At 72.7% G+C, this 21,042-nt stretch carries 19 protein-coding genes and 1 pseudogene; 12 read left to right on the forward strand and 8 right to left on the reverse strand.

The genetic code is table 11. The features are described 5' to 3' along the window. Positions 1 to 551 precede the first annotated feature (551 nt). Entirely contained in the window at positions 552 to 2,147 is a 1,596-nt protein-coding gene (gene serA, locus ACIBJE_RS00005) for a phosphoglycerate dehydrogenase (protein ID WP_396741086.1), read from the forward strand. A gap of 242 nt (positions 2,148 to 2,389) precedes the next feature. Here the strand turns inward: serA and ACIBJE_RS00010 are convergent. Both ACIBJE_RS00010 and ACIBJE_RS00015 read right to left on the reverse strand, forming a co-directional pair. Continuing rightward, positions 2,390 to 2,734 (reverse strand): annotated as a pseudogene (locus ACIBJE_RS00010) (hypothetical protein); the annotation flags it as partial. Positions 2,735 to 3,204: 470 nt separating this feature from the next. Continuing rightward, on the reverse strand, positions 3,205 to 4,044 hold the full coding sequence (locus ACIBJE_RS00015) for an FAD:protein FMN transferase (protein ID WP_396741088.1): 840 nt from the start codon (positions 4,042 to 4,044) through the stop codon (positions 3,205 to 3,207). 219 nt (positions 4,045 to 4,263) lie between these two features. Between ACIBJE_RS00015 and ACIBJE_RS00020 the strand changes: the two genes are divergently transcribed. After that, positions 4,264 to 5,295 (forward strand): 3-isopropylmalate dehydrogenase, encoded by a 1,032-nt coding sequence (locus tag ACIBJE_RS00020; protein WP_396741090.1) that lies wholly within the window; start codon positions 4,264 to 4,266, stop codon positions 5,293 to 5,295. Between the two features lie 161 nt (positions 5,296 to 5,456). Next, complete coding sequence (locus tag ACIBJE_RS00025) at positions 5,457 to 6,554, forward strand: branched-chain amino acid aminotransferase (RefSeq protein ID WP_396741092.1); 1,098 nt, start codon at positions 5,457 to 5,459, stop codon at positions 6,552 to 6,554. 269 nt (positions 6,555 to 6,823) lie between these two features. On the opposite strand, the gene ACIBJE_RS00030 is transcribed toward ACIBJE_RS00025, so the two are convergent. The 4 genes from ACIBJE_RS00030 to ACIBJE_RS00045 all read right to left on the reverse strand — a co-directional run bounded on the left by ACIBJE_RS00030 (position 6,824) and on the right by ACIBJE_RS00045 (position 9,518). Next, positions 6,824 to 7,564, reverse strand: coding sequence for a tyrosine-protein phosphatase (locus ACIBJE_RS00030; RefSeq protein WP_396741094.1), 741 nt, complete (start codon positions 7,562 to 7,564; stop codon positions 6,824 to 6,826). Positions 7,565 to 7,621: 57 nt separating this feature from the next. Further along, on the reverse strand, positions 7,622 to 8,077 hold the full coding sequence (locus tag ACIBJE_RS00035; RefSeq protein ID WP_396741096.1) for a PRC-barrel domain containing protein: 456 nt from the start codon (positions 8,075 to 8,077) through the stop codon (positions 7,622 to 7,624). Positions 8,078 to 8,429: 352 nt separating this feature from the next. Then, entirely contained in the window at positions 8,430 to 8,960 is a 531-nt protein-coding gene (locus tag ACIBJE_RS00040; protein ID WP_396741098.1) for a carboxymuconolactone decarboxylase family protein, read from the reverse strand. 3 nt (positions 8,961 to 8,963) lie between these two features. Continuing rightward, entirely contained in the window at positions 8,964 to 9,518 is a 555-nt protein-coding gene (locus tag ACIBJE_RS00045) for a peroxiredoxin (protein ID WP_396741100.1), read from the reverse strand. A gap of 344 nt (positions 9,519 to 9,862) precedes the next feature. Here ACIBJE_RS00045 and cimA point away from each other — a divergent pair, with 344 nt between their 5' ends. Then, positions 9,863 to 11,443, forward strand: a complete 1,581-nt coding sequence (gene cimA, locus ACIBJE_RS00050; RefSeq protein WP_396741101.1) for a citramalate synthase — start codon at positions 9,863 to 9,865, stop codon at positions 11,441 to 11,443. Positions 11,444 to 11,605: 162 nt separating this feature from the next. Here the strand turns inward: cimA and ACIBJE_RS00055 are convergent, their stop codons facing one another. Then, a complete protein-coding gene (locus tag ACIBJE_RS00055; RefSeq protein ID WP_396742189.1) occupies positions 11,606 to 12,547 on the reverse strand; it encodes an endonuclease/exonuclease/phosphatase family protein in 942 nt (313 codons plus the stop codon). A 390-nt stretch (positions 12,548 to 12,937) separates the two neighbouring features. Between ACIBJE_RS00055 and ACIBJE_RS00060 the strand changes: the two genes are divergently transcribed. The 8 genes from ACIBJE_RS00060 (at position 12,938) to ACIBJE_RS00095 (ending at position 20,064) form a co-directional block, all read left to right on the forward strand. Beyond that, positions 12,938 to 13,438: a hypothetical protein gene (locus ACIBJE_RS00060; protein ID WP_396741103.1), complete on the forward strand. Its 501-nt coding sequence runs from the start codon at positions 12,938 to 12,940 to the stop codon at positions 13,436 to 13,438. A 195-nt stretch (positions 13,439 to 13,633) separates the two neighbouring features. Next, a complete protein-coding gene (locus ACIBJE_RS00065; RefSeq protein ID WP_396741105.1) occupies positions 13,634 to 14,683 on the forward strand; it encodes an AAA family ATPase in 1,050 nt (349 codons plus the stop codon). Next, positions 14,680 to 15,726 (forward strand): DUF58 domain-containing protein, encoded by a 1,047-nt coding sequence (locus ACIBJE_RS00070; protein ID WP_396741107.1) that lies wholly within the window; start codon positions 14,680 to 14,682, stop codon positions 15,724 to 15,726. The genes ACIBJE_RS00065 and ACIBJE_RS00070 overlap by 4 nt, the downstream gene beginning before the upstream one ends. Next, a complete protein-coding gene (locus ACIBJE_RS00075; RefSeq protein ID WP_396741109.1) occupies positions 15,723 to 16,682 on the forward strand; it encodes a VWA domain-containing protein in 960 nt (319 codons plus the stop codon). Before ACIBJE_RS00070 ends, ACIBJE_RS00075 begins: the two co-directional genes overlap by 4 nt. A gap of 113 nt (positions 16,683 to 16,795) precedes the next feature. Continuing rightward, positions 16,796 to 17,656 (forward strand): S1C family serine protease, encoded by an 861-nt coding sequence (locus ACIBJE_RS00080; RefSeq protein ID WP_396741111.1) that lies wholly within the window; start codon positions 16,796 to 16,798, stop codon positions 17,654 to 17,656. Between the two features lie 66 nt (positions 17,657 to 17,722). Next, positions 17,723 to 18,148, forward strand: coding sequence for an alternative ribosome rescue aminoacyl-tRNA hydrolase ArfB (arfB, locus tag ACIBJE_RS00085; protein ID WP_396741113.1), 426 nt, complete (start codon positions 17,723 to 17,725; stop codon positions 18,146 to 18,148). Between the two features lie 50 nt (positions 18,149 to 18,198). Beyond that, positions 18,199 to 18,804 (forward strand): GNAT family N-acetyltransferase, encoded by a 606-nt coding sequence (locus tag ACIBJE_RS00090; protein ID WP_396741115.1) that lies wholly within the window; start codon positions 18,199 to 18,201, stop codon positions 18,802 to 18,804. A 135-nt stretch (positions 18,805 to 18,939) separates the two neighbouring features. Next, positions 18,940 to 20,064, forward strand: a complete 1,125-nt coding sequence (locus tag ACIBJE_RS00095) for a cellulose binding domain-containing protein (RefSeq protein ID WP_396741117.1) — start codon at positions 18,940 to 18,942, stop codon at positions 20,062 to 20,064. A gap of 97 nt (positions 20,065 to 20,161) precedes the next feature. On the opposite strand, the gene ACIBJE_RS00100 is transcribed toward ACIBJE_RS00095, so the two are convergent. Then, positions 20,162 to 21,022: a 3-methyladenine DNA glycosylase gene (locus ACIBJE_RS00100; RefSeq protein ID WP_396741119.1), complete on the reverse strand. Its 861-nt coding sequence runs from the start codon at positions 21,020 to 21,022 to the stop codon at positions 20,162 to 20,164. Positions 21,023 to 21,042: the final 20 nt, after the last annotated feature.

The raw sequence follows: 21,042 nt of genomic DNA on the forward strand, positions 1-21,042 counted from the left end.
ATCTGCGCCCGCTCCGCGGACGACAACCGTCTCCCTGGCATGAACCCTCATCCTCACGAGAATCCACCCCGTTGCAACAACCACTTGAACCCAAGCCGCCCGGAGACCCCCGGTTCGGCGAAACCGAGGCGGGCAGGTCGCTCACCTGATGGGACCGGGTGACGAAGGACTCGGGCCCGGGACGACCAGACGACACCGACGGCCCACGCCCGGGTGGTCGGCGGCCGTCCTCGTGGCCGGCTCCCGAACCGCCGTCCCCGGATGAACAGAGGACGACCAGGGGTGACCTCTGGTGCTCCTCGTGCCGGGACCGCACGGTTGGTCGAGAGTCGCCCGATGCCCGACTGGTGTGTGAGGGCCCTCACCCCGGTCCCTGGGACGGCTGCGGTGGCCAGCGGCCTACCATCGCGGGTAGGTGTTCCCGGCACCCGCAAGCCACTGCGGTAGGTGGTCCCGGGCACCCGCACGGCCCATGGCCCCGGTCAAGCACAGGGCGCAGCGCGGCGTCCGTCGACGCCGCCGACCCGCTCTGACGATATCTACGAGGACCGATGAATCCTGTCGTACTGATCGCCGAAGAACTCGCTCCCGCCGCCATCGAGGTGCTCGCCCACGACTTCGACGTACGCCACGTCGACGGCACCGACCGTCCGGCGCTGCTCTCCGCCCTCGCCGAGGCCGACGCGGTGATCGTGCGCAGTGCCACCCAGATCGACGCGGAGGCCGTCGCCGCCGCGCCCCGTCTCAAGGTGGTCGCCCGGGCGGGCGTCGGGCTGGACAACGTCGAGGTGCCCGCCGCCACCGCCCGGGGCGTGATGGTGGTCAACGCGCCCACCTCGAACATCGTCTCCGCCGCCGAGCAGGCCGTCGCGCTGCTGCTCGCCGTGGCGCGCAACACCGCCAGCGCCAGCGCCGCGCTCAAGGCGGGGGAGTGGAAGCGGTCCAAGTACACCGGCGTCGAGATCCAGGGCAAGACCGTCGGCGTGGTCGGCCTCGGCCGGATCGGCGTGCTGTTCGCGTCCCGCATCGCCGCCTTCGGCACCCGGCTGATCGCGTACGACCCCTACATCCAGCCGGCCCGCGCGGCCCAGCTCGGAGTCCGCCTGGTCGGGCTGGAGGAGCTGCTGCGGGAGAGCGACTTCATCTCGATCCACCTGCCGAAGACCCCCGAGACGGTCGGCCTGATCGGCGAGAAGGAACTGGCGATCGTCAAGCCGGGCGTGCGGATCGTCAACGCGGCCCGGGGCGGCCTGGTCGACGAGCAGGCGCTCGCCGACGCCATCGCCGAGGGCCGGGTCGCCGGTGCCGGCGTCGACGTGTACGCCAAGGAGCCCTGCACCTCCTCGCCGCTGTTCGCCTTCGACAACGTGGTGGCCACCCCGCACCTGGGCGCCTCCACCCACGAGGCGCAGGACAAGGCCGGTCTCGCCGTGGCGAAGAGCGTCAAGCTGGCCCTCCAGGGCGAGTTCGTGCCGGACGCGGTGAACGTCCAGGCCGGCGGTGTGGTCGCCGAGGACGTCCGGCCGCTGCTGCCGTTGGCCGAGAAGCTCGGCCGGGCCTTCACCGCCGTGGCCGGCGGGGTGGCCGCCAGTGTCACCGTCGAGGTGCGCGGCGAGATCGCCAACCACGACGTGTCGGTGCTCAAGCTCGCCGCGACCAAGGGGCTGTTCAGCTCGGTCGTCGAGGAGCAGGTCACCTACGTCAACGCTCCGCACCTCGCCGCCGAGCGCGGCGTCGAGGTCACCCTGACCAGCCACCCCGAGGCGGACCAGCCGAGCCTGGTCTCCGTCCGGGGCGCGCTGCCCGACGGTCGTACGGTCAGCGTCTCGGGCACCGTCGTCACCAGCGGCGGGCGGGACGTCATCAAGCTGACCGAGGTCGACGGCTTCGACGTGGAGATCGGCGCGGAGGGCATCCTGCTCTTCCTCCGCTACGTCGACCGTCCCGGCGTGGTCGGCACCGTCGGCACGCTGCTCGGCGAGGCCGGCATCAACATCGCGGCCATGCAGGTGGCCCGTCGCGAGGCCGGTGGCGAGACGCTGATGACGCTCACCGTCGACCAGGCCCTCGGCGCGGATCTGCTCACCTCCGCCGCCGATTCGATCGGCGCGACGGCCGCCTCCGCCGCCGACCTGCGCGACGAGTAGTTCTCCGTCCCCGCACGGCGCAGGGGCCCGGCCAGCACTGGCCGGGCCCCTGCTCGCTGTCGGGCTCGCGCTCGTCGTCCGGGCCGCCGCCGGGGCGTCCCCCGGCCCCGGGAGGTTCCGGGTTCGCGGCGTCTGCCGGCCGGGCGGACCGTGCTCGGTGACCGGTCCTAGCGGGCGCGGGCGGCGGAGTGGTGGGCGGCGGAGTGGTGGGCGGGGGAGGTCGCGTGGTGGGCGGGGGAGAGGGTGGCCGCCGGTGGCGGGTAGACGGAACCGTCCTGGGGGTCGAAGAGCATCAGGCCGTTCTCGGCGGCGAACCGTTCGATGTCCAGGAGCACCTGGTCCTCGCAGGTCGGGTAGAGGTTCATCGCCACGTGGTCGGCGGCGGCGTGCAACGGCGTCACCTCCCACGGCGATCCCGGCCCGGGACGGTCCGGGTAGCTGGCGGTGATCGCCCGGTAGAAGGCGACCACCCTGGGGTCGGGGTAGCTCTCGACGTGCTGTCCCTGTCGACACCGCTGCACGGCCGCCCGCACGTCCGCGGGGGAGGCCCCTTCCGGTAGGGCCCACACGCTCAGATCGAAACTCACGGCGGACAGCGTGCCATCCGGTCGACCCGCCTCGTCACCGGACCCCGTGGACCGTCCGGAGGGGAACCCGCAGCGTCATACCGGGACAGTCGGCTGTGGAGACCCTTGCGGCGGCACACGACGGTTCGCTAGCGTATCCGTGCGGTTACTGACCGAACTCACGGTGTCGACCCGTCTTCGGGTGGCGGTGTCCGGCGTCCGGCCGGTCGGTTCCGCACCCCTCGGATGTGCGAGCCACGCGCACTCGTCGCTGACGGCTCCCACGGTCGTTGCCGCGACCGTGGGAGCCGATCGCGGTCGTCCCCACTCTCCGCCGGTCCGCACCTCTGTGGCGCATGACCACCGGCCACTGCGGACGATGCCCTGTGCCCTGCCGTCGGCGACGTCGCCCACCGGTCGAGCAGGTGCCCCGTCGAGCGGTGCCCCGTCGCAGCTGAGCCAGCAGCCGGTCCGAAGCGGTCGCCGGTGGTTCAGCGCCGATGGGCGAAGAGCGGCCGGTAGCTGGAGCCGTCGGCGAACCAGACCAGTCCCGCCGGGCCGGCGGCGTAGAGGGCGGTGGCGTACGCGTCGGCGACGGCCAGGTCCGGCCCCACCACGGTGGCGGCGGTCATCTGGCGGGCCGGTTCCCCGGTGTGCGGGTCCACCACGTGGTCACGCCGCCCGCTGACCCCGGAGGTGCCGATCGCGCCGGCTGTCATCTCCAGCACCAACGGAGCGCGGTCGCCGTCCGGGTGGTGCACGGCGACCCGCCACGGCCCGCCGTGCGGGGCATGGCCCCGGACGACCAGGTCCGCGCCGGCGACCACGGCGTAGTCGTGCACCCCGGCGGCCCGCAGCCGGGCGGCGGCCCGTTCCACCGCCCACCCGCCGAGCAGGCCGCCCGGGTCGAAACCGCCGGGCACCGCCCAGGCGTCGAACCAGCCGTCGGTGGCCGCCCGCATCGCGGCGCAGCGGTCGACCAGGTCGGTCAGGGGGGCGTACGACTCGGGGCTGATCTCCCCTCGGCGCAGCCGGGAGACGAGGCTCTGCGGCCGGCCGGGGCCGTAGGTCAGGTCGATGGCGCGCAGTTCGGCGACGGCGTCGCGCAACGCGTCGCCGACCCCGCGTCGTCCGAGCCACTCGGGGGCGTTCAGGACGAGGGTGTACTCGGCGGTGGAGGTGCGCACGGTGTGCGTGACGGTGAGTCGGTCGGTGGCGACCCCACCCCAGCGGTCGAGCAGGCCGCGACCGCCGAGCCGCAGGTCGGGACGGCGGCTGACGTGGGCGGGCTGGTCCACCCACCGGCTCCGGGTCTGTTCCTCGATCCGCATGTGCCTGCTCCCTCCGGATGGTGCCGCCTCGTCGCCGACCCTCCGTCACAGGCCCCCGTGACCCGCGCGAATCTCACCCTACGGTGCCGAGTTGACCGGACAATGAATGTCACCTGGAAAGCTGCTGTGCATTCCATATCCCATATCGTGAGCGGAACGTACCGGGAGGCGGGACAGCGTCGTAACGTACGAGTTCAACGGTGAGCTGAGGAGTGGAACGTGGCGCGGATCGCGGTGGTGGCCGGGGACGGGATCGGACCCGAGGTGGTCGCGCAGGCCCGTAAGGTCATCGACGCCGTCCTTCCCGGCGTGGCGGCCACCGAGTACGACCTCGGCGCCGCCCGCTACCACCGCACCGGCGAGGTGCTGCCGGACTCGGTCCTGACCGAGCTGGCCGGGCACGACGCGATCCTGCTCGGCGCGGTCGGCGACCCGACCGTCCCGCCGGGCGTGCTGGAGCGCGGCCTGCTGCTCAAGCTCCGTTTCGCCTTCGACCAGTACGTCAACCTCCGCCCGTCCCGGCTCTGGCCGGGGGTGACCGGGCCGCTCGCCACCGTCAAGCCGGGCGAGGTCGACCTGGTGGTGGTCCGGGAGGGCACCGAGGGGCTCTACGCCGGCGCGGGCGGCTCACTGCACCGGGACACCCCCGCCGAGGTGGCCACCGAGGAGAGCCTGAACACCCGGCACGGCGTGGAGCGGGTGATCCGGGACGCCTTCGCCCGGGCCGCCCGCCGCGAGCGGCGCAAGGTGACCCTGGTGCACAAGACCAACGTGCTCACCCACGCCGGGTCCCTCTGGGCCCGTGCCTTCGCGGCGGTCGCCGCCGAGCACCCCGACGTGACCACCGAGTACCAGCACGTCGACGCCGCCGCGATGTTCCTGGTCACCCAGCCGCAGCGGTACGACGTGGTGGTCACCGACAACCTCTTCGGTGACATCCTGACCGACATCGCCGCCGCCGTCACCGGCGGCATCGGGCTGGCCGCCAGCGGCTGCATCAACCCCGAGGGGCGCTACCCCTCGATGTTCGAGCCGGTGCACGGCTCGGCCCCGGACATCGCCGGCAAGGGGCTCGCCGACCCGGTGGCCGCCGTGCTCTCCGCCGCGCTGCTGCTGGAGCAGCTCGGCCACCCCGACGCCGCCAACCGGGTGACCGAGGCGGTCGCCAACGAACTGGCGAACCGGGCACCGGGCGTACCGCTGCGCACCGACGAGGTCGGCGACCGCCTGGCCGAGTACGCCGCCGGCTGACCGCTCGCTCAGCCCGCCACCCGGACGATCTGACGTCACGGTACGTAGCGCCGACCCGTTGGCCGGCCCTCCCATGCGACGGCCGTTCGGGGTAAGTTCCACAGCACCAGTCCATCGGCGTGCGCTCCGGCATGCCGTGCCGTCCCAGGGAGGTCAGCGCGATGAGCGGTGGTGACAAGCTCGAATTCGAGATCCGTCGGAACCCCGCGCCCGTATCCGCCGCCGACCGGGCCGCCCTGCTGGTCGACCCCGGGTTCGGCCGGGTCTTCACCGACCACATGGTCACCATCCGCTATGCGGAGGACAAGGGCTGGTACGACGCCCGCGTCGAGGCCCGCGCCCCGATACCGATGGACCCGGCCAGCGCGGTGCTGCACTACGCGCAGGAGATCTTCGAGGGGCTCAAGGCGTACCGCACCGTCGACGGCGGGGTGACGCTCTTCCGGCCGGAGGCCAACGCCGACCGGTTCGTCACCTCGGCCGAGCGGCTGGCCATGCCCCCGCTGCCACCGGAGGCGTTCCTCGACTCGCTGCACCGGCTGATCGAGATCGACCGGGAATGGATCCCGTCCGATGCGGACGGCAGCCTCTACCTGCGACCGTTCATGTTCGCCAGCGAGGTCTTCCTCGGGGTCCGGCCGGCCCGGGAGTACCTCTACGTCCTGATCGCTGCCCCGGTCGGGGCGTACTTCGCCGGCGGGGTCAAGCCGGTCAAGGTCTGGATCTCCCCGGACTACACCCGGGCGGCGCCGGGTGGCACCGGCGCGGCGAAGTGCGGTGGGAACTACGCGGCCTCGCTGGCCGCCCAGGCCGAGGCGATCGAGCACGGCTGCGAGCAGGTGGTCTTCCTGGACGCGGTGGAGCGGCGCTTCGTCGACGAGCTGGGCGGCATGAACGTCTTCTTCGTCTACGACGACGGCACCCTGGTCACCCCGCCGCTGACCGGCACCATACTGCCGGGCATCACCCGGGAGTCCGTGCTGGTCCTGGCCGCCGAGGCCGGCCTGACCGTGCAGGAGCGTCCGGTCAGTTTCGCCGACTGGCAGGCCGACGCCGAGAGCGGGCGGCTGCGCGAGGTCTTCGCCTGCGGCACCGCTGCGGTGATCACGCCGATCGGGCACGTCCGCTTCCCCGATGGCGAGTTCGCCATCGGGGCGGGGGAACCCGGTCGGGTCACCATGGGCGTGCGTCAGCAGCTCGTCGACCTTCAGCGGGGCGTCGCCGCCGACCCGTACGGCTGGGTCCGTCAGGTGCTCTGACCCGCCGGGCGCGGCCCCGCCGCCAGTGCATCCCGGGTGTGATGTCCGATATCGGACTCACCCCCGGGATGTCGCTGTTTCAGCCGGTAGCGACTCTGATGACGGTGCGTTACGGGCGTGCCGGACTACCGGCCGTCATCCATGTTGACCTATCTTGCAGACGCAGAACCGTTTGCGTCATAGGGAGTCAGCATGTCGGCACTTCTCGGTCCCCGCGTGAGCCACCTCCGGTCCTGGGCGGGCCCCCGGTGGCGGCTCCACCCGGCGGGTCACTCCAGCAGGTGAGCCCGGAGCGCGTCGAACTGCGCGTCGGTCAGTCCGGCGTGGCGGAGGTACCCCTCGACCGAGCCGTGTCGTCGGCGCAGCTCGTCGAGGAAGAGCGGCATCGCCTCGGCCGGTGAGGCGAGGAACGGCGCGGGCGGGTCCGCCGCCTCGGGCATGCTGGCCGCGAGCCAGGCGCTGAACCGGGCCGACGCCTCGGTGCTCAACGCGTAGTCGGCGGCGATGTCCGCGTCGCTCACCCCGAGCACCGACAGGGTCAGCGCACAGACGATGCCGGTGCGGTCCTTGCCGGCCACGCAGTGCACCACCACCGGGGCGTTGTCGGCGTCGGCGATCAGTCCGACCGCCTCGCCCAGCCCGGCCGCGCCGGTGGTGGCCAGCTCCACGTACCGGTCGACCAGGAAGCCGGCCAGGCTGGTCGCCGGGTCGTACATCTGCTCGGCCCAGGACCGGTGTTCCGGGTGGATGTTGCGGTAGGTGAGACCGTCGTACGCCGGCACCCGGCCGTCGCGGGTCACCTCGAACGGCCGCCGCAGATCGATCACCGTCCGGACGCCGAGCGCGGCGAACGCCGCCCGGTCGGTCTCGTCGACGCGGTGCAGGGAGTCGGAGCGGTAGAGCCGCTCCCACCGTACGGTGCGTCCGTCGTGGCCCCGGTAGCCGCCGACATCGCGGAAGTTGAACATCGCAGAGAAGGGGATCCGTCGACTCGCCTGAGGGGTGTCCACCCCGACACGGTAACGGCCGGCGGGGCGGAACCCCACCGGCCGTCACGTCGTGGTCACCTACCGGGCGGTGCCCGGTGGCACGGGCGCGTACGTGTCGTCGTAGTAGCCGCCCAGCCGGTCCCGGAATGCCGGGTCGGTGTCGGTCTCGTCGTACTCCGGAGCGGCCCGGACCTGGTCGCGGGTCCGGTCGACGAACACCGTACGGACGTCGTGGTCGACATGGTTGACCGTGCCGGCCGGGAGCATCACCTTCCGGCCGAAGATCCAGTGGCCGGTGTCCACCACCAGGTAACTGGCGTTGACGTCGTGGCTCGCCTTGTCGATCTTCCCGATCGACCCGTCGGTCGCCTCGACCTTGTAGCCGGTCAGGTCGGCGTCGGTGACCCCGGCCTCGTCCCGGTAGCGCCAGGGGTCGAAGGCCCCGGCGGGCGCGCCGCCCGCGAAGCCGCCCTGCCCGTCGTCGGTCACGGGCTTCGGCGAGGCATGCGCCGCACCCGGATCGAGCCTGTCCATTCCGCCGCCCTCCTGCCTCGACTGCGTCGTATCGGGGATGCTGTCCCGTCAGGGCTCTTCGTACCCCCTGGTCGCGGTCGCACACCTGAACGCGACCGGCGACGTGCCGGCCCGCACGCCGGGCGCAAGAGGCGCGGGTGGGCGGGCGCGTCCCGTGAACGCCGCGACCGGCGACGTGCCGGCCCGCACCGCCCGCACTGGGCTCGCACCGGCTCGCACCGGCTCGCACCGGGCGCAACGGGCGCGGGTCGGGTGGGGCGCTTCCCGGTGGCGGGAGCCGGTGGAAACGACGCGACCGGGGCCGTCCGTCGGTCGGACGGCCCCGGTCGGAGTGCCGGGGGACGGGTGGACGTCAGCCCAGCGCGGCCTCGGCGTCGAGCGCCACCGCGGCGGCGTGCACCACGGCGGCGATCCGTAGCCCCTCGTGCACCTGCTCCCGGGTGAACCCGGCTCCGCGCAGGGTCTTCTCGTGCGACTCCAGGCACACCCCGCACCCGGTGATCGCCGAGACCGCCAGGCACCAGAGTTCGAAGTCGCCCTTGTCCACCCCGGGCCTCGCGATGATCTGCATCCGCAGCCGGGCCGGGATCGAGCCGTACGACTCGTCACCGATCAGGTGCTTGGACCGGTAGTAGATGTTGTTCATCGCCATGATGGTGGCCGCGCCCTTGGCCGCCTCGACCGCCTCCGGCTTGAGGTGGTCGGTCGCCTCGGCCGCGATCTCGCGCAGCACCACCGGGTTCCGGGCGGCCACCGCGCAGGCCAGCGCGGTGCCCCAGGCCTGGACCGGGCTCAGGGTCGAGGTGCCGACGGTCGACCCGAGGTTGAGCTTGATGTCCTTGGCGTACTCCGGCAGAGCCGCCTTGATCGCGTCGAGGCCCATCGGTCAGACCCCGGCCATCAGCTTGGTGGCGTCCAGGGTGTCGCCGCCCTTGTTCCAGTTGCACGGGCACAGCTCGTCGGTCTGGAGGGCGTCGAGCACCCGCAGCACCTCGGAGACGTTCCGGCCGACCGAGCCGGCGGTGACCATGGCGAACTGGATCTCGTTGTTCGGGTCGACGATGAAGGTGGCGCGCTGGGCCACGCCGTCCTCGCCGAGCACGCCGCAGGCCTCGGTCAGCTCGCGCTTGATGTCGCTGAGCATCGGGAAGGGCAGCTCCCGCAGGTCCGGGTGGTCCTTGCGCCAGGCGTAGTGGACGAACTCGTTGTCGATGGAGACGCCGAGGACCTGGGCGTCGCGGTCGGCGAACTCGCCGTTCAGCCGGCCGAACTCGGCGATCTCGGTGGGGCAGATGAACGTGAAGTCCTTCGGCCAGAAGAAGACGACCCGCCACTGGCCCTGGTACGACTTGTGGTGGATCGTCTCGAACGCCTTGTCCGCGTCGAGGGAGACGCAGGCGGTGAGTTCGTACTCCGGGAAGCTGTCACCGACGGTGAGCACAGGTCCTCCTTGACGAGTGGCACGGGGCCGTAACTGGACTGGTTCCAGATATTGCCCCAGCCCCGTGACGGGCAGGTGGCGGCCGGGTTACTTGTGAAGTCGATCACCGATTAGGCGTTCCGACCACGCGTCTGGCCGGCCACTTGCCCACGCAACCCTCCGCCACCGGCTGTCCCGCGATGTGGATTTTTCCTCCCAGATTTGAGTTGCGGGTGGCAGAGTACGGAACGTGACCAGCACCGCCCTGATTATTGGCACCTAGCGCGCCGGCAACCCTCCGCCGAGCGCGCAGACCTCCCGCACCCCGCGGGGGGTCTTTTTGTTGGTTCCAGAAAGGTCTCCCCATGACGTACCAGGTCTACGACACGACGTTGCGCGACGGTGCCCAGCGCGAGGGAATCAGCTACTCCGTGGTCGACAAGCTCGCCGTGGCCCGGCTGCTCGACGAGTTCGGCGTCGGCTTCATCGAGGGCGGCTGGCCGGGCGCGGTGCCCAAGGACACCGAGTTCTTCCGCCGGGCCCGTACCGAACTCGACCTGCGCCACGCGCTGCTGGTCGCGTTCGGTGCCACCCGCCGGGCCGGTCTGGCGGTCGCCGACGACCCGCAGGTGCGCGCGCTGCTCGACGCCGAGACCCCGGCGATCGCGCTGGTCGCCAAGGCGGACCTGCGGCACGTCGAACGGGCGCTGCGGACCACCCCGGCGGAGAACCTGGCGATGATCCGGGACACGGTGGCCCACCTGGTCGCCGAGGGACGCCGGGTCTTCGTCGACGGGGAGCACTTCTTCGACGGCTACCGCGCGGACCCGGCGTACGGGGCGGCGGTGGTGGAGACCGCGCTCGACGCCGGGGCCGAGGTGATGGTGCTCTGCGACACCAACGGCGGCATGCTGCCCTCCCAGGTGACCGCGGCCATCGCCGACCTGACCGCCCGCACCGGCGTGGGCCCGGAGCGGCTCGGCATCCACTGCCAGAACGACACCGCCTGCGCGGTCGCCAACACCGTCGCCGCCGTCGAAGCCGGGGTCCGCCACTTCCAGGGCACCGCCAACGGCTACGGCGAACGCCCCGGCAACGCCGACCTCTTCGCCGTCGTCGCCAACCTCCAGCTCAAGCTCGGGATCCCGGTCCTACCGGACGGGTGCCTCGAGCAGATGGTGCGCGTCTCGCACGCCATCGCCGAGATCGCCAACATCGCCCCCGACACCCACCAGGCATACGTCGGGGCCGCGGCCTTCGCCCACAAGGCGGGGCTGCACGCGAGCGCGATCAAGGTGGATCCGCTGCTCTACAACCACGTGGACCCCGCCGTGGTGGGGAACGACATGCGGATCCTGGTCACCGAGATGGCCGGCCGGGCCAGCATCGAACTCAAGAGCCGCGAGCTCGGGCTCGACCTGGCCGGCCGTCCGGAGACCCTGTCCCGGGTCACCAACCGGGTCAAGGAACTGGAGGCCGGCGGCTGGTCGTTCGAGGCTGCGGACGCCTCCTTCGAGCTGCTGGTCCGTGCCGAACTGCCCGACCGCGTCCCGGCGAAGCCGTTCACCCTGGAGTCGTACCGGGTGATCGTCGAGCACCGGGAGGACGGCGCGGTGGTCTCCGAGGCGACCGTGAAGATCCGGGTACGCGGGGAGCGGGTGATCGCCACCGCCGAGGGGAACGGCCCGGTCAACGCCCTGGACGAGGCGTTGCGAGCCGGGCTGGCCCGGCACTACCCGGAGCTGCGCGACTTCGGGCTGGCCGACTACAAGGTCCGCATCCTGGAGGGGAGCCAGGGCACCGGCGCGGTCACCCGGGTGCTGGTGGAGACCGCAGGCTCCGGTCGGGACTGGACCACCGTCGGCGTACACCCCAACGTCGTCGAGGCGAGCTGGCACGCCCTGGTCGACGCCCTCACCTACGGCCTCGACCGCGCCCACGTCTGACCCGCTCCTCCGTGGTAGGCCGCAGTACGCCGGGCGCACCGGTGCGCTGGGGTGGGGTGGTAGGAGGGGTCCCCTGCACGACAAAACGCGGTAACAGGGGACCCCTCCTACCACCCTCCACCCTCAGCCTCGGCCGGTGCCTGCCTCAGCGGGTGCTCCGGTTCAGGCGGTGCGGCTCGGCAGGCGGAGTTCGGCCAGGACGGTGCGGTGGTCGCTGCCCGGCAGCGCGCGCACCGTGACCGCGTGGACCGCGATCCGCCGGTCGACCAGCACGTGGTCGATGGTGACCGGCGGGATCGGGTCGCCGTCGTACGGTCCCCAGGTGCCGGTCAGCCCGGCCCCGACCGCGTCCGCCGCGTCGACGTAGCCGGTGGCGAGCAGGTCCCGCAGGAGCGTGTGGTCGAGGGTCGCGTTGAAGTCCCCGGCGAGGACGGACAACTGCCCGTCCGGGGTCGCCGGGGGCTGGGCCGCGAGGTCGGTCCGCCAGTCCGGCACCACCGACGGGGAGTGCGGGGCGGCCGGGTGCGCCGACTCGACCCGTACCGGGGGTGCGCCGGGCACGGCGAGGGTGCCGTACGCCTGGCTGAAGCCGAAGCCGACGTTGCGCCGGATCCCGACCGCCGTGAGTGGGAAGCGCGCGTAGAGCCCGGAGCCCGTGGTGCCCACCTCGGGGTTGAGCTGCCGGTACGGCAGCAGCCCGGCCAGGCCGAGCCGGTCGAGTTCGGCCTGTGCGTCGGGGGTGAACTCCTGCACCGCCAGCACGTCCACGTCCCCGGTCCGGACCAGGTCGACCAGCCGCCCGGTGTCGCCCGCGCCGGCCAGCAGGTTGGCGGTGAGTACCCGCAGTGTCGGCCCGTCGGTGGCCGGCTGGTCGGTGGGCAGGGCGCGGGGCGTGACCACGGCCACCAGGGCCAGCGCGGTGAGGGCCGCGACCAGAGCGGGGCCGCGCCGCCGCAGGGCGAGTGCCAGCACCAGGGGCAGCAGGGTCCAGCCCGCCACGTACGGCGTGAAGGCCACCGCCTGCACCAGCGCGCCCCGTTCCAGGCCGGGTAGGCGGACGGCCGCGAAGGCCAGCCCCGGCGCGATGGCGAGCCAGCAGAGCACGGTGCCGTGGCGTCGCGCCCCGGTCGTCGGTCGTTCCTCGGCGCGTACGGTCACCCCGACACGCTAGCCGCCCCGGGTTCCCGCCCGGCCGCCGCATGCTTCCGTGAACGATTCTTTCATTTCTTGGCGGCGACCCGCGGGTTGGCCGGAAAAGTCTCGAAAGCCATGATCAAGCGTTGACTCTACGCTTTTCCCGATGCTACTTTCCTGTGTGGTTGTAGCCGGCACTCTCCGTAGTTTTACCAGTTCAGAGCTCACGCGGATCCGAGAAATCTTGCTCGGACGGGATTGTTCGACGCTATTCTTCCCGGTCTGTTGATTTGGTAACAATCCATTCCGTAAATTGCGGAACGGTTCTACTCGCCTCGCTCGAAGCAAGGGAGACCTGTCATGGCCAGAATGTTCTCACGTAAGGCGGTCGCGGTGACCTTCGCCGTGTTGGGGCTGACCCTCGCCGGAGGGGGGATCGCCGCCGCCCAGCCGACCGAGAGCAACGGCACCCAGCCGGTGGCTCAGCAGGGCCAGCAGCAGCCGCCGCTGACGCCGGAGTCGACCCGGAAGGCGCGGGAGGCGCTGAAGGAGGACGCGGGCACCCTTGCCACCACCGTCTCCTTCGCCGTCGTCGCGTCGAACGGCGCCCTGGCCCGGGGGCAGGACGCCGTCGCGGTGATCAAGTACGGCGCCGGGCAGTACGAGGTCATCTTCAACCGGGTGGTCTCCCGTGGCGCCTACGTGGCCACCATCGGCGACGCCAGCGACTGCTGCGTCCCGGGCGGCGGTGAAGTCTCGGTGGCGCCCCGACTGAGCACTCCGAACGCGGTCTTCGTCCAGACCCGCAACTACAACGGCACCGCCGCCGACCGGCCCTTCCACCTGCACGTGGCGGGCTGACCCGGGCGGGACGTCGGGTGGTCGGGAAACCGGCCACCCGGCCGGCGTCGGCCTCCGCACGCCACGGGGGCCGACGCCGTCGGCTGTCGGGACGGGGTCTCGGCCGACGAAAGGCGTCCCGTTACAGGGGAAAAAGGCAGGTTAGCGGCTGAAATTCCGACGTTTGTCGTGGTAGCGCCCCGGGAAGCAAGCACCGTGACGGACATCTCGGACACCTTGGCCAGCGTGCCCACCCCGGACGAACCCGCCGCGCCCGGCGTCGATCTGGACCAGATCCTCCACGAGGTCAAACGTGTGATCGTCGGGCAGGACCGACTCGTCGAGCGCCTGCTCACCGCACTCGTGGCGGACGGACACTGCCTGCTCGAAGGCGTGCCGGGGGTGGCCAAGACCCTGGCCGCGCAGACCCTCGCCACCGTGGTCGGCGGCACCTTCTCCCGGATCCAGTTCACGCCCGACCTGGTCCCCTCGGACATCGTCGGCACCCGGATCTACCGGGCCTCCCAGGAGACCTTCGACGTCGAACTCGGCCCCATCATGGCCAACCTCGTCCTCGCCGACGAGATCAACCGAGCACCGGCCAAGGTGCAGTCGGCGCTGCTGGAGGCGATGGCCGAACGACAAGTCTCCATCGGCGGACGCAGCTTCGGCGTACCCGAACCGTTCCTGGTGCTCGCCACCCAGAACCCGATCGAGTCCGAGGGCGTGTATCCGCTGCCCGAGGCGCAGCGGGACCGCTTCCTCATGAAGGTGGTCGTCGACTACCCGGACGACGCCGACGAACTGGCCATCCTCTACCGGATGAGCACCGACCGGCCGCGTCCGGGCCGGGTGCTCGACCCACGCCGGCTGCGCGCCCTCCAGACCCGGGCCCGGGACGTCTTCGTGCACCACGCCCTCGCCGAGTACGTCGTCCGGCTCATCCTCGCCACCCGCGACCCAGGGCGCTTCGGCCTGCCCGGGCTCGCCCCCATGCTCGCCTACGGCGCGAGTCCCCGCGCGACCCTCGGCCTGGTCGCCGCCGCCCGCGCGCAGGCCCTGCTCCGCGGTCGTGGATACGTCCTCCCCGAGGACGTCCGGGAACTGGCGGTGGACGTGCTCGCCCACCGGCTGGTGCTCTCCTTCGACGCGGTCGCCGACGGGGTGTCCGCCGAGGCGCTGGTCCACCGGCTCGTCGAGGCCGTACCCCCGCCCCGGATCGCCCCCGACCACCGACCGGTCGCTCCCGACCTGGCGGCGGCATGAGCGGGTTCCGCCGCCCCCCGAATCGGGTGGCTTCCCCGCAGCGCGACCCGGGGCTGACCGAACTGACCCCGGACCAGCGACTACGCCGGCTGGAACTGACCGTCACCCGCCGGCTGGACGGGCTGCTGCACGGCCAGCACCGGGGCCTGCTCCCCGGGCCGGGCAGCGAGGCCGCCGGCAGCCGGGAGTACCGGCCCGGCGAGGACGAGGTACGCCGGATGGACTGGGCGGTCACCGCCCGCACCGCCGTGCCGCACGTACGGCAGGTCGACGCCGACCGGGAACTGACCACCTGGCTGCTGGTGGACGCCAGTCCGAGCATGGAGTTCGGCACCGCCGACCTGGACAAGCGGGAACTGGCGGTGGCCGCCGTCGCGGCGGTCGGATTCCTCACCGCCGGTGCCGGTAACCGGCTCGGCGCCCAGGTGCTCACCCGTGACGGGGTGCGCCGGTTCCCCGCCCGGTGCGGCCGCCAGCACCTGGTCAACCTGCTCCGGGCCCTGCTCACCGCCCCGCGCGGCGACCGGACCGCCGCCGGTGCGCCGACGGACGCCATGGCGGACGCCGCATCGTCGCTGGCCGGGGCGCTGTCCTCGGTGCACCGCCTCGCGTCCCGCCGGGGGCTGGTCGTGGTGGTCTCCGACTTCCTCGACACCCTTCCCGACGACCCGCAGGCCGAGGCCGGGTGGGAACCGCAGCTGCGTCGGCTCGCCGCCCGGCACCAGGTGCTCGCCGTCGAGGTGACCGACCCGCGCGAACTGGAGCTTCCGGACGTCGGACTGGTCACCCTGGTCGACCCGGAGACCGGACGGCGCCGCGAGGTGTGGACGGGCGATCCGGTGCTGCGGGCCCGCTTCGCCCAGGCGGCGGCGGCCCAACGGGAACAGGTACGTCAGGCGCTGCGCCGGAGCGGGGCGACGCACCTGGCGCTCCGCACCGACCGGGACTGGGGCGCGGACATCGTCCGGCACGTGCACGCCCAGCGTCGCCTGGCCCTCGTCCCGGGCGGTCGCGGCGTCCCGACCGGGGGAGGTGGCACGTGATCTGGCAGTCCCCGGTCCGGCTCTGGCTGCTGCTCGGTGTGCTCGCGCTGCTCGTGGCGTACGTGCTGGCCCAGCGCCGGCACAGCCGCTACGCCGTACGGTTCACCAACCTGCGCCTGCTCGACCGGGTCGCGCCGCAGCGGCCGACCTGGCGGCGGCACCTGCCGGCCGGACTCTTCCTGGCCATGCTGGCGCTGTTGGTGGTCGGGTTCGCCCGGCCGACCGACGAGGTCCGGGTGCCTCGGGAGCGGGCCACCGTGATGGTGGCGGTGGACGTCTCCACCTCGATGCTCGCCGCCGACGTCGCCCCGGACCGGTTGACCGCCGCGAAGCAGGCGGCCCGGCGCTTCGTCGACGGCCTGCCCGAGGAGTTCAACGTCGGGCTGGTCGCCTTCGCCGGCAGCGCCGCCGTGCTGGTCCCGCCGAGCACCGACCGGGAGGCGCTGCACGAGGGGATCGAACGGCTGGTCGAGGGGGCCACCGGGGTCCAGGGCACCGCGATCGGCGAGGCGATCAACACCTCCCTCGGCGCGGTCCGGGCGCTGGACGGCCAAGCGGCGACGGATCCGCCGCCGGCCCGGATCATCCTCCTCTCCGACGGGGCGAACACCTCGGGCAAGGACCCGATCGAGGCGGCCGGGGACGCGGTGTCGGCGAAGGTGCCGGTGCACACCATCTCGTTCGGCACCCCGAGTGGGTTCGTGGACCGGGGCGGGCGGCCGATCCAGGTGCCGGTCGACGGGCAGACCCTGCGCGCGGTCGCCGAGGAGACCGGCGGCGGCTTCCACGAGGCGAGTACGAGCGACGAGCTGCGCGCCGTCTACGAGGACATCGGCACCTCGGTCGGGTACCGGACGGTGCGGCAGGACGTGTCGGCCCGCTTCATCGGGCTCGGTCTGATCCTCGCCATGGGGGCGGCGGCCGGCTCGATGCGGTGGTTCTCGCGCCTGCCCTGACCGGGCGCCGATTCGACGGCTGGCGTCGTCGTCGGGCGGGACGACAGCGACGGAGATGGCGCCTTCCGGGCGGACCAGAGGGCAGCAGTGGACTTCACGTGAGGAGCGGACGTATGGCGGTGCAGACCGGACTCGGCGAGCCGCGCGGACCCTGGTTCGTCTCACCCGAACTGGATCCGGACGGGCGTCCTCCCAGTGCCGTACCCGAGACCGGGCCGCGCCCCGGTCCGCACGGCCCGGGGCGACTCCTCGTCGCCGCGGCGGCGGTGGTGGCCCTCTCCACCGCCTCCGGAGCGGTGGCCGGCGGTTGGGTGGCCAACCTGGACGAACTGACCGACCCGCCGGCGGCCACGGCCGCGCCGGTACCGGCGGAACTGGTCACCGCCGCCGAGCGGACCGTGCCGGGGGTGGTGTCGGTACTGGCCGGCAACGGCCGGGGCCGGGGTGCGACCGGTTCCGGATTCGCGGTGGACGACCAGCAGCACATCGTCACCAACGACCACATCCTGGCCCGGGGCGGCGGGACGGTGGCCGTGGAACTGCCCGACGGCCGTCGCGTTCCGGCCCAGGTGGTCGGCCGGGAGCCGCACAGCGACCTGGCGGTGCTGCGGGTGCCGGCGTCCGCCGGGCTGGCCCCGCTGCCACTGGCGAAACCGGGCTCGACCCGGGTCGGCGAGCCGGTGCTGGCCGTCGGCTCCCCGCTCGGCCTCTCCGGCACCGTGACCGCCGGCATCGTCAGCGCTCTGGACCGTGAGGTACGGCTCGGCGACAACCGGCACACGGCGGTGCAGACCGATGCGTCGATCAATCCCGGGAACTCCGGCGGGCCGCTGGTGAACGCTCGGGGCGAGGTGGTCGGGGTGAACACCGCGATCGCCACCATCGACGGCAACGGTTCGATCGGCATCGGTTTCGCCATTCCGATCGACCAGGTCCAGCAGACCGCCGACACGATCATCGGCCGGGGCGGCTGACCGTAGCCGGCCGGGCCGGGCCGAATCGGCAGGCGTGCCCGCCGCGCCGACGACTAGCCTCGGGACATGGACGACGGACTGCGGGTGACGGACCGACTGGTGGTGCCCGGCGCGGAGCTGCGGGAGCGGTTCTCCCGGTCGTCCGGGCCGGGCGGTCAGGGCGTCAACACCACCGACTCGCGGGTCGAGCTGAGTTTCGACCTCGCCGCCTCCCCGAGCCTCCCGCCGCACCTGCGCGAGCGGGCCCTCCAGCGGCTCGCCGGCCGGTTGGTCGACGGGGTCCTGACCGTGGCCGCCAGCGAACACCGGGCGCAACTGGCCAACCGCGAGGCGGCCCGGGAACGGTTGGCCGCGCTGCTGCGCGAGGCGGTCGCCGCTCCGCCGCCGCCCCGCCGACCGACCCGCCCGTCCCGAGCGGCGAAACAGCGTCGCCTGGACGAGAAGAAGCGGCGCTCGCAGGTCAAACGCAACCGTCGGGCGGACGGCGACTGACCGGGGAGAATCCGGTTGGCCGGCGGGACGGCGACGGCGAGGATCGGTTGGTGCACACCGATCCGACGTCCGCCGCGCGCGACCACGTCCCCCACTTCGCCGACAAGCCCACGCTGGCCGGGGACCGGGTGCTACTGCGCCCCTTCCTCGCCGACGACCTGCCCGCGTTGCGGACGGCACTGGCCGACCCGGAGGTGATCCGGCTGACCGGCAGCGCCGGCGTCGAGCACGACGAGGAGCATCTGCGCCGGTGGTACGCCAGCCGCAACGCGCAGACCGACCGGCTCGACCTGGCGGTGGTGGACCGCGCGACCGGCGCGTGTGTCGGCGAGGTGGTGCTGAACCAGTGGGACGCGCACAACCGCAGCTGCAACCTCCGAATCCTGATCGATGCCGCCGGGCGTGACCGTGGCCTCGGCACCGAGGCGGTGCGCCTCGTCGTCGGCCACGGCTTCGAGCGTCTCGGCCTGCACCGGATATCGCTGGAGGTCTACCACCTCAATCCCCGGGCCCGCCGGGTCTACGAGAAGGTCGGCTTCGTCGCCGAGGGCGTGCTGCGGGACGCGTTGCGGGACGGCAACCGCTGGGTGGACGCGACCGTCATGTCCATCCTGGCTCCCGAGTGGGCGGTGCACCGGGGACACCCCGAGCGCTGACGAAGCCGCAACCACCCGGGAGCGAGCTCCTGAGAGCGGGCATGTTGAGCGCGGGACAGCTTTCTGGTGGAATCCTTCCGGGAGCACCAGGGCCGTCACCGTACGTTCACGTCACGTGACAGGAGTCCCTCCACCATGCCCCGAAGGCCATTCCTTCCTGCTCTGCTCGCGGCTCTCGTAGCCGTCCCGCTCATCCTGCTGCTCGGCCTGGTCGCCGGGTCGCCCGCCCGTCCGGCCGTCGCCGCGTCACCGGTGCGCGTCATGCCGCTCGGCGACTCGATCACCGGCTCGCCCGGCTGTTGGCGGGCCATCCTCTGGAACCGCCTCCAGTCCACCGGCCACACCGACGTGGACTTCGTCGGCACCCTCGGCCCGCAGGGCTGCGGCCAGCCGCACGACGGCGACAACGAGGGTCACGGCGGCTATCTGGTGACCAACGTCGCCAACCAGAACCTGCTGCCCGGCTGGCTCGCCGCCACCCGCCCCGACATCGTGCTGATGCACTTCGGCACCAACGACGTGTGGAGTAACATCCCGCCGGCGACCATCCTGGCCGCGTACTCCACGTTGGTGGACCAGATGCGGGAGAGCAACCCGGGGATGCGGGTGCTGGTCGCGAAAATCATCCCGATGGCTCCGTCCACCTGCGCCGAGTGCGGGCAGCGGGCGGTGGCCCTCAACGCCGCGATCGACGGCTGGGCGGCGGGGAAGACCACGGCGCGGTCTCCGATTGTGGTGGTCGACCAGTGGACGGGCTTCAGCACCGTCACCGACACCTACGACGGGGTGCATCCCAACGCGGCCGGCGATCAGAAGATGTCCGACCGCTGGTACCCGGCGCTGGCCGCTGCCCTCTCCGACGTCACCCCCGGCCCGTCCGCTACCCCGACCGCGACGCCGACGGGCACCCCGACCGGCACGCCGCCTCCGACCCCGACCGTTACCCCGACCTCGGGCACCGGGTGCACCGCGGGCTACCGGATCGTCGGGCAGTGGCAGGGCGGTTTCCAGGGCGAGGTGACGGTCCGCAACACCGGTTCCGCCGCCACCAGGGGCTGGACGGTGACCTTCACCCTTCCCGACGGCCAGCGGATCAACCAGGTGTGGAACGCCGAGCTGACCCAGACCGGCGCGACGGTGACCGCCCGGAACGTGGGCTGGAACGGCGCTCTCGCTCCCGGCGCCGAGGCGACCTTCGGCTTCCTGGGCGGTGCCACCGGCACTCCGGCCGCACCTGCGGTTACCTGCACGGCGTCCTGAGCGCACCGGGCCCCGCCACCCGGCGGGGCCCTCCCGTGCCCGGTCCGGCTCCCGTGCCCGGCTGGCGCGTCCTCCGGGCACGCGGCGGGCTGCCCGCTCAGCTCAGGGCGGCGAGCAGGCGGGCGCGGAGCACGGTGGCACGTTCGGCGAAGCCACGCTGGGCGGCGACGTACTCGGCCCGGCCCTCCGCCGTCTCGACCCGCACCGGCGGGTATCCGAGGGCGGCCAGATCGTACGGGCTGGCCCGCATGTCCAGGGTCCGGATCTCACGGGCCAGCGCGAAACAGTCCGCGACGAGTTCGGCGGGCACCAGCGGGGAGAGTTTGTACGCCCACTTGTAGAGGTCCATGTTGGCGTGCAGGCAGCCCGGCTGTTCCAGGTCGTGCTGGCTCTCCCGGGTCGGGGTGAGCACGTTCAGCGGCCGGGCCGGCGCGGTGAAGAACCGGTACGCGTCGAAGTGGCTGCACCGTACGCCCCGCTCGTCGACGACCGCGGCGGTGTGCTCCGGACCGAGCCGCAGGGGCCAGAGATCGTGGCGTACCTCGTTCTGGGGCTGCCGGTAGACCATCGCCCACTCGTGCATCCCGAAGCAGCCGAGGTGCGCCGGTCGCCCGGCCGTCGCGACCAGCAGGTCCCGGATCCAGTCGAGGGAACCGGCGCGGCGGGCGCGTACCGCGTCATTGTCGAGGGTGATCCCGCCGGCGGTGGCGCGGTAGTCCGGGCCGAACTCCGCCGGGTCGGCGTCCCGCAGTTCCACCCCGGCCCCGGGATGCCAGCGGCGCAGCTGGGCCGGGCGGTACGAGTAGTAGGTGAAGAGGAAGTCCTCCACCGGGTGCCGCACGCCGTCGCGCCGCCGGGCCAGGTGCGGGGCCAGCCAGGCGTCGACCCGCTCCTCGTGTGCCCGGCGACGGGCCCGCCAGGTCGGCGCGTCGAGCACGGTGGCGAGGGCAGCGGTCACGGACCCCAGGGTACGACCGC

Origin of the sequence: Micromonospora sp. NPDC050187, from assembly GCF_044459745.1 — a bacterium.
Classification (GTDB): domain Bacteria; phylum Actinomycetota; class Actinomycetes; order Mycobacteriales; family Micromonosporaceae; genus Micromonospora.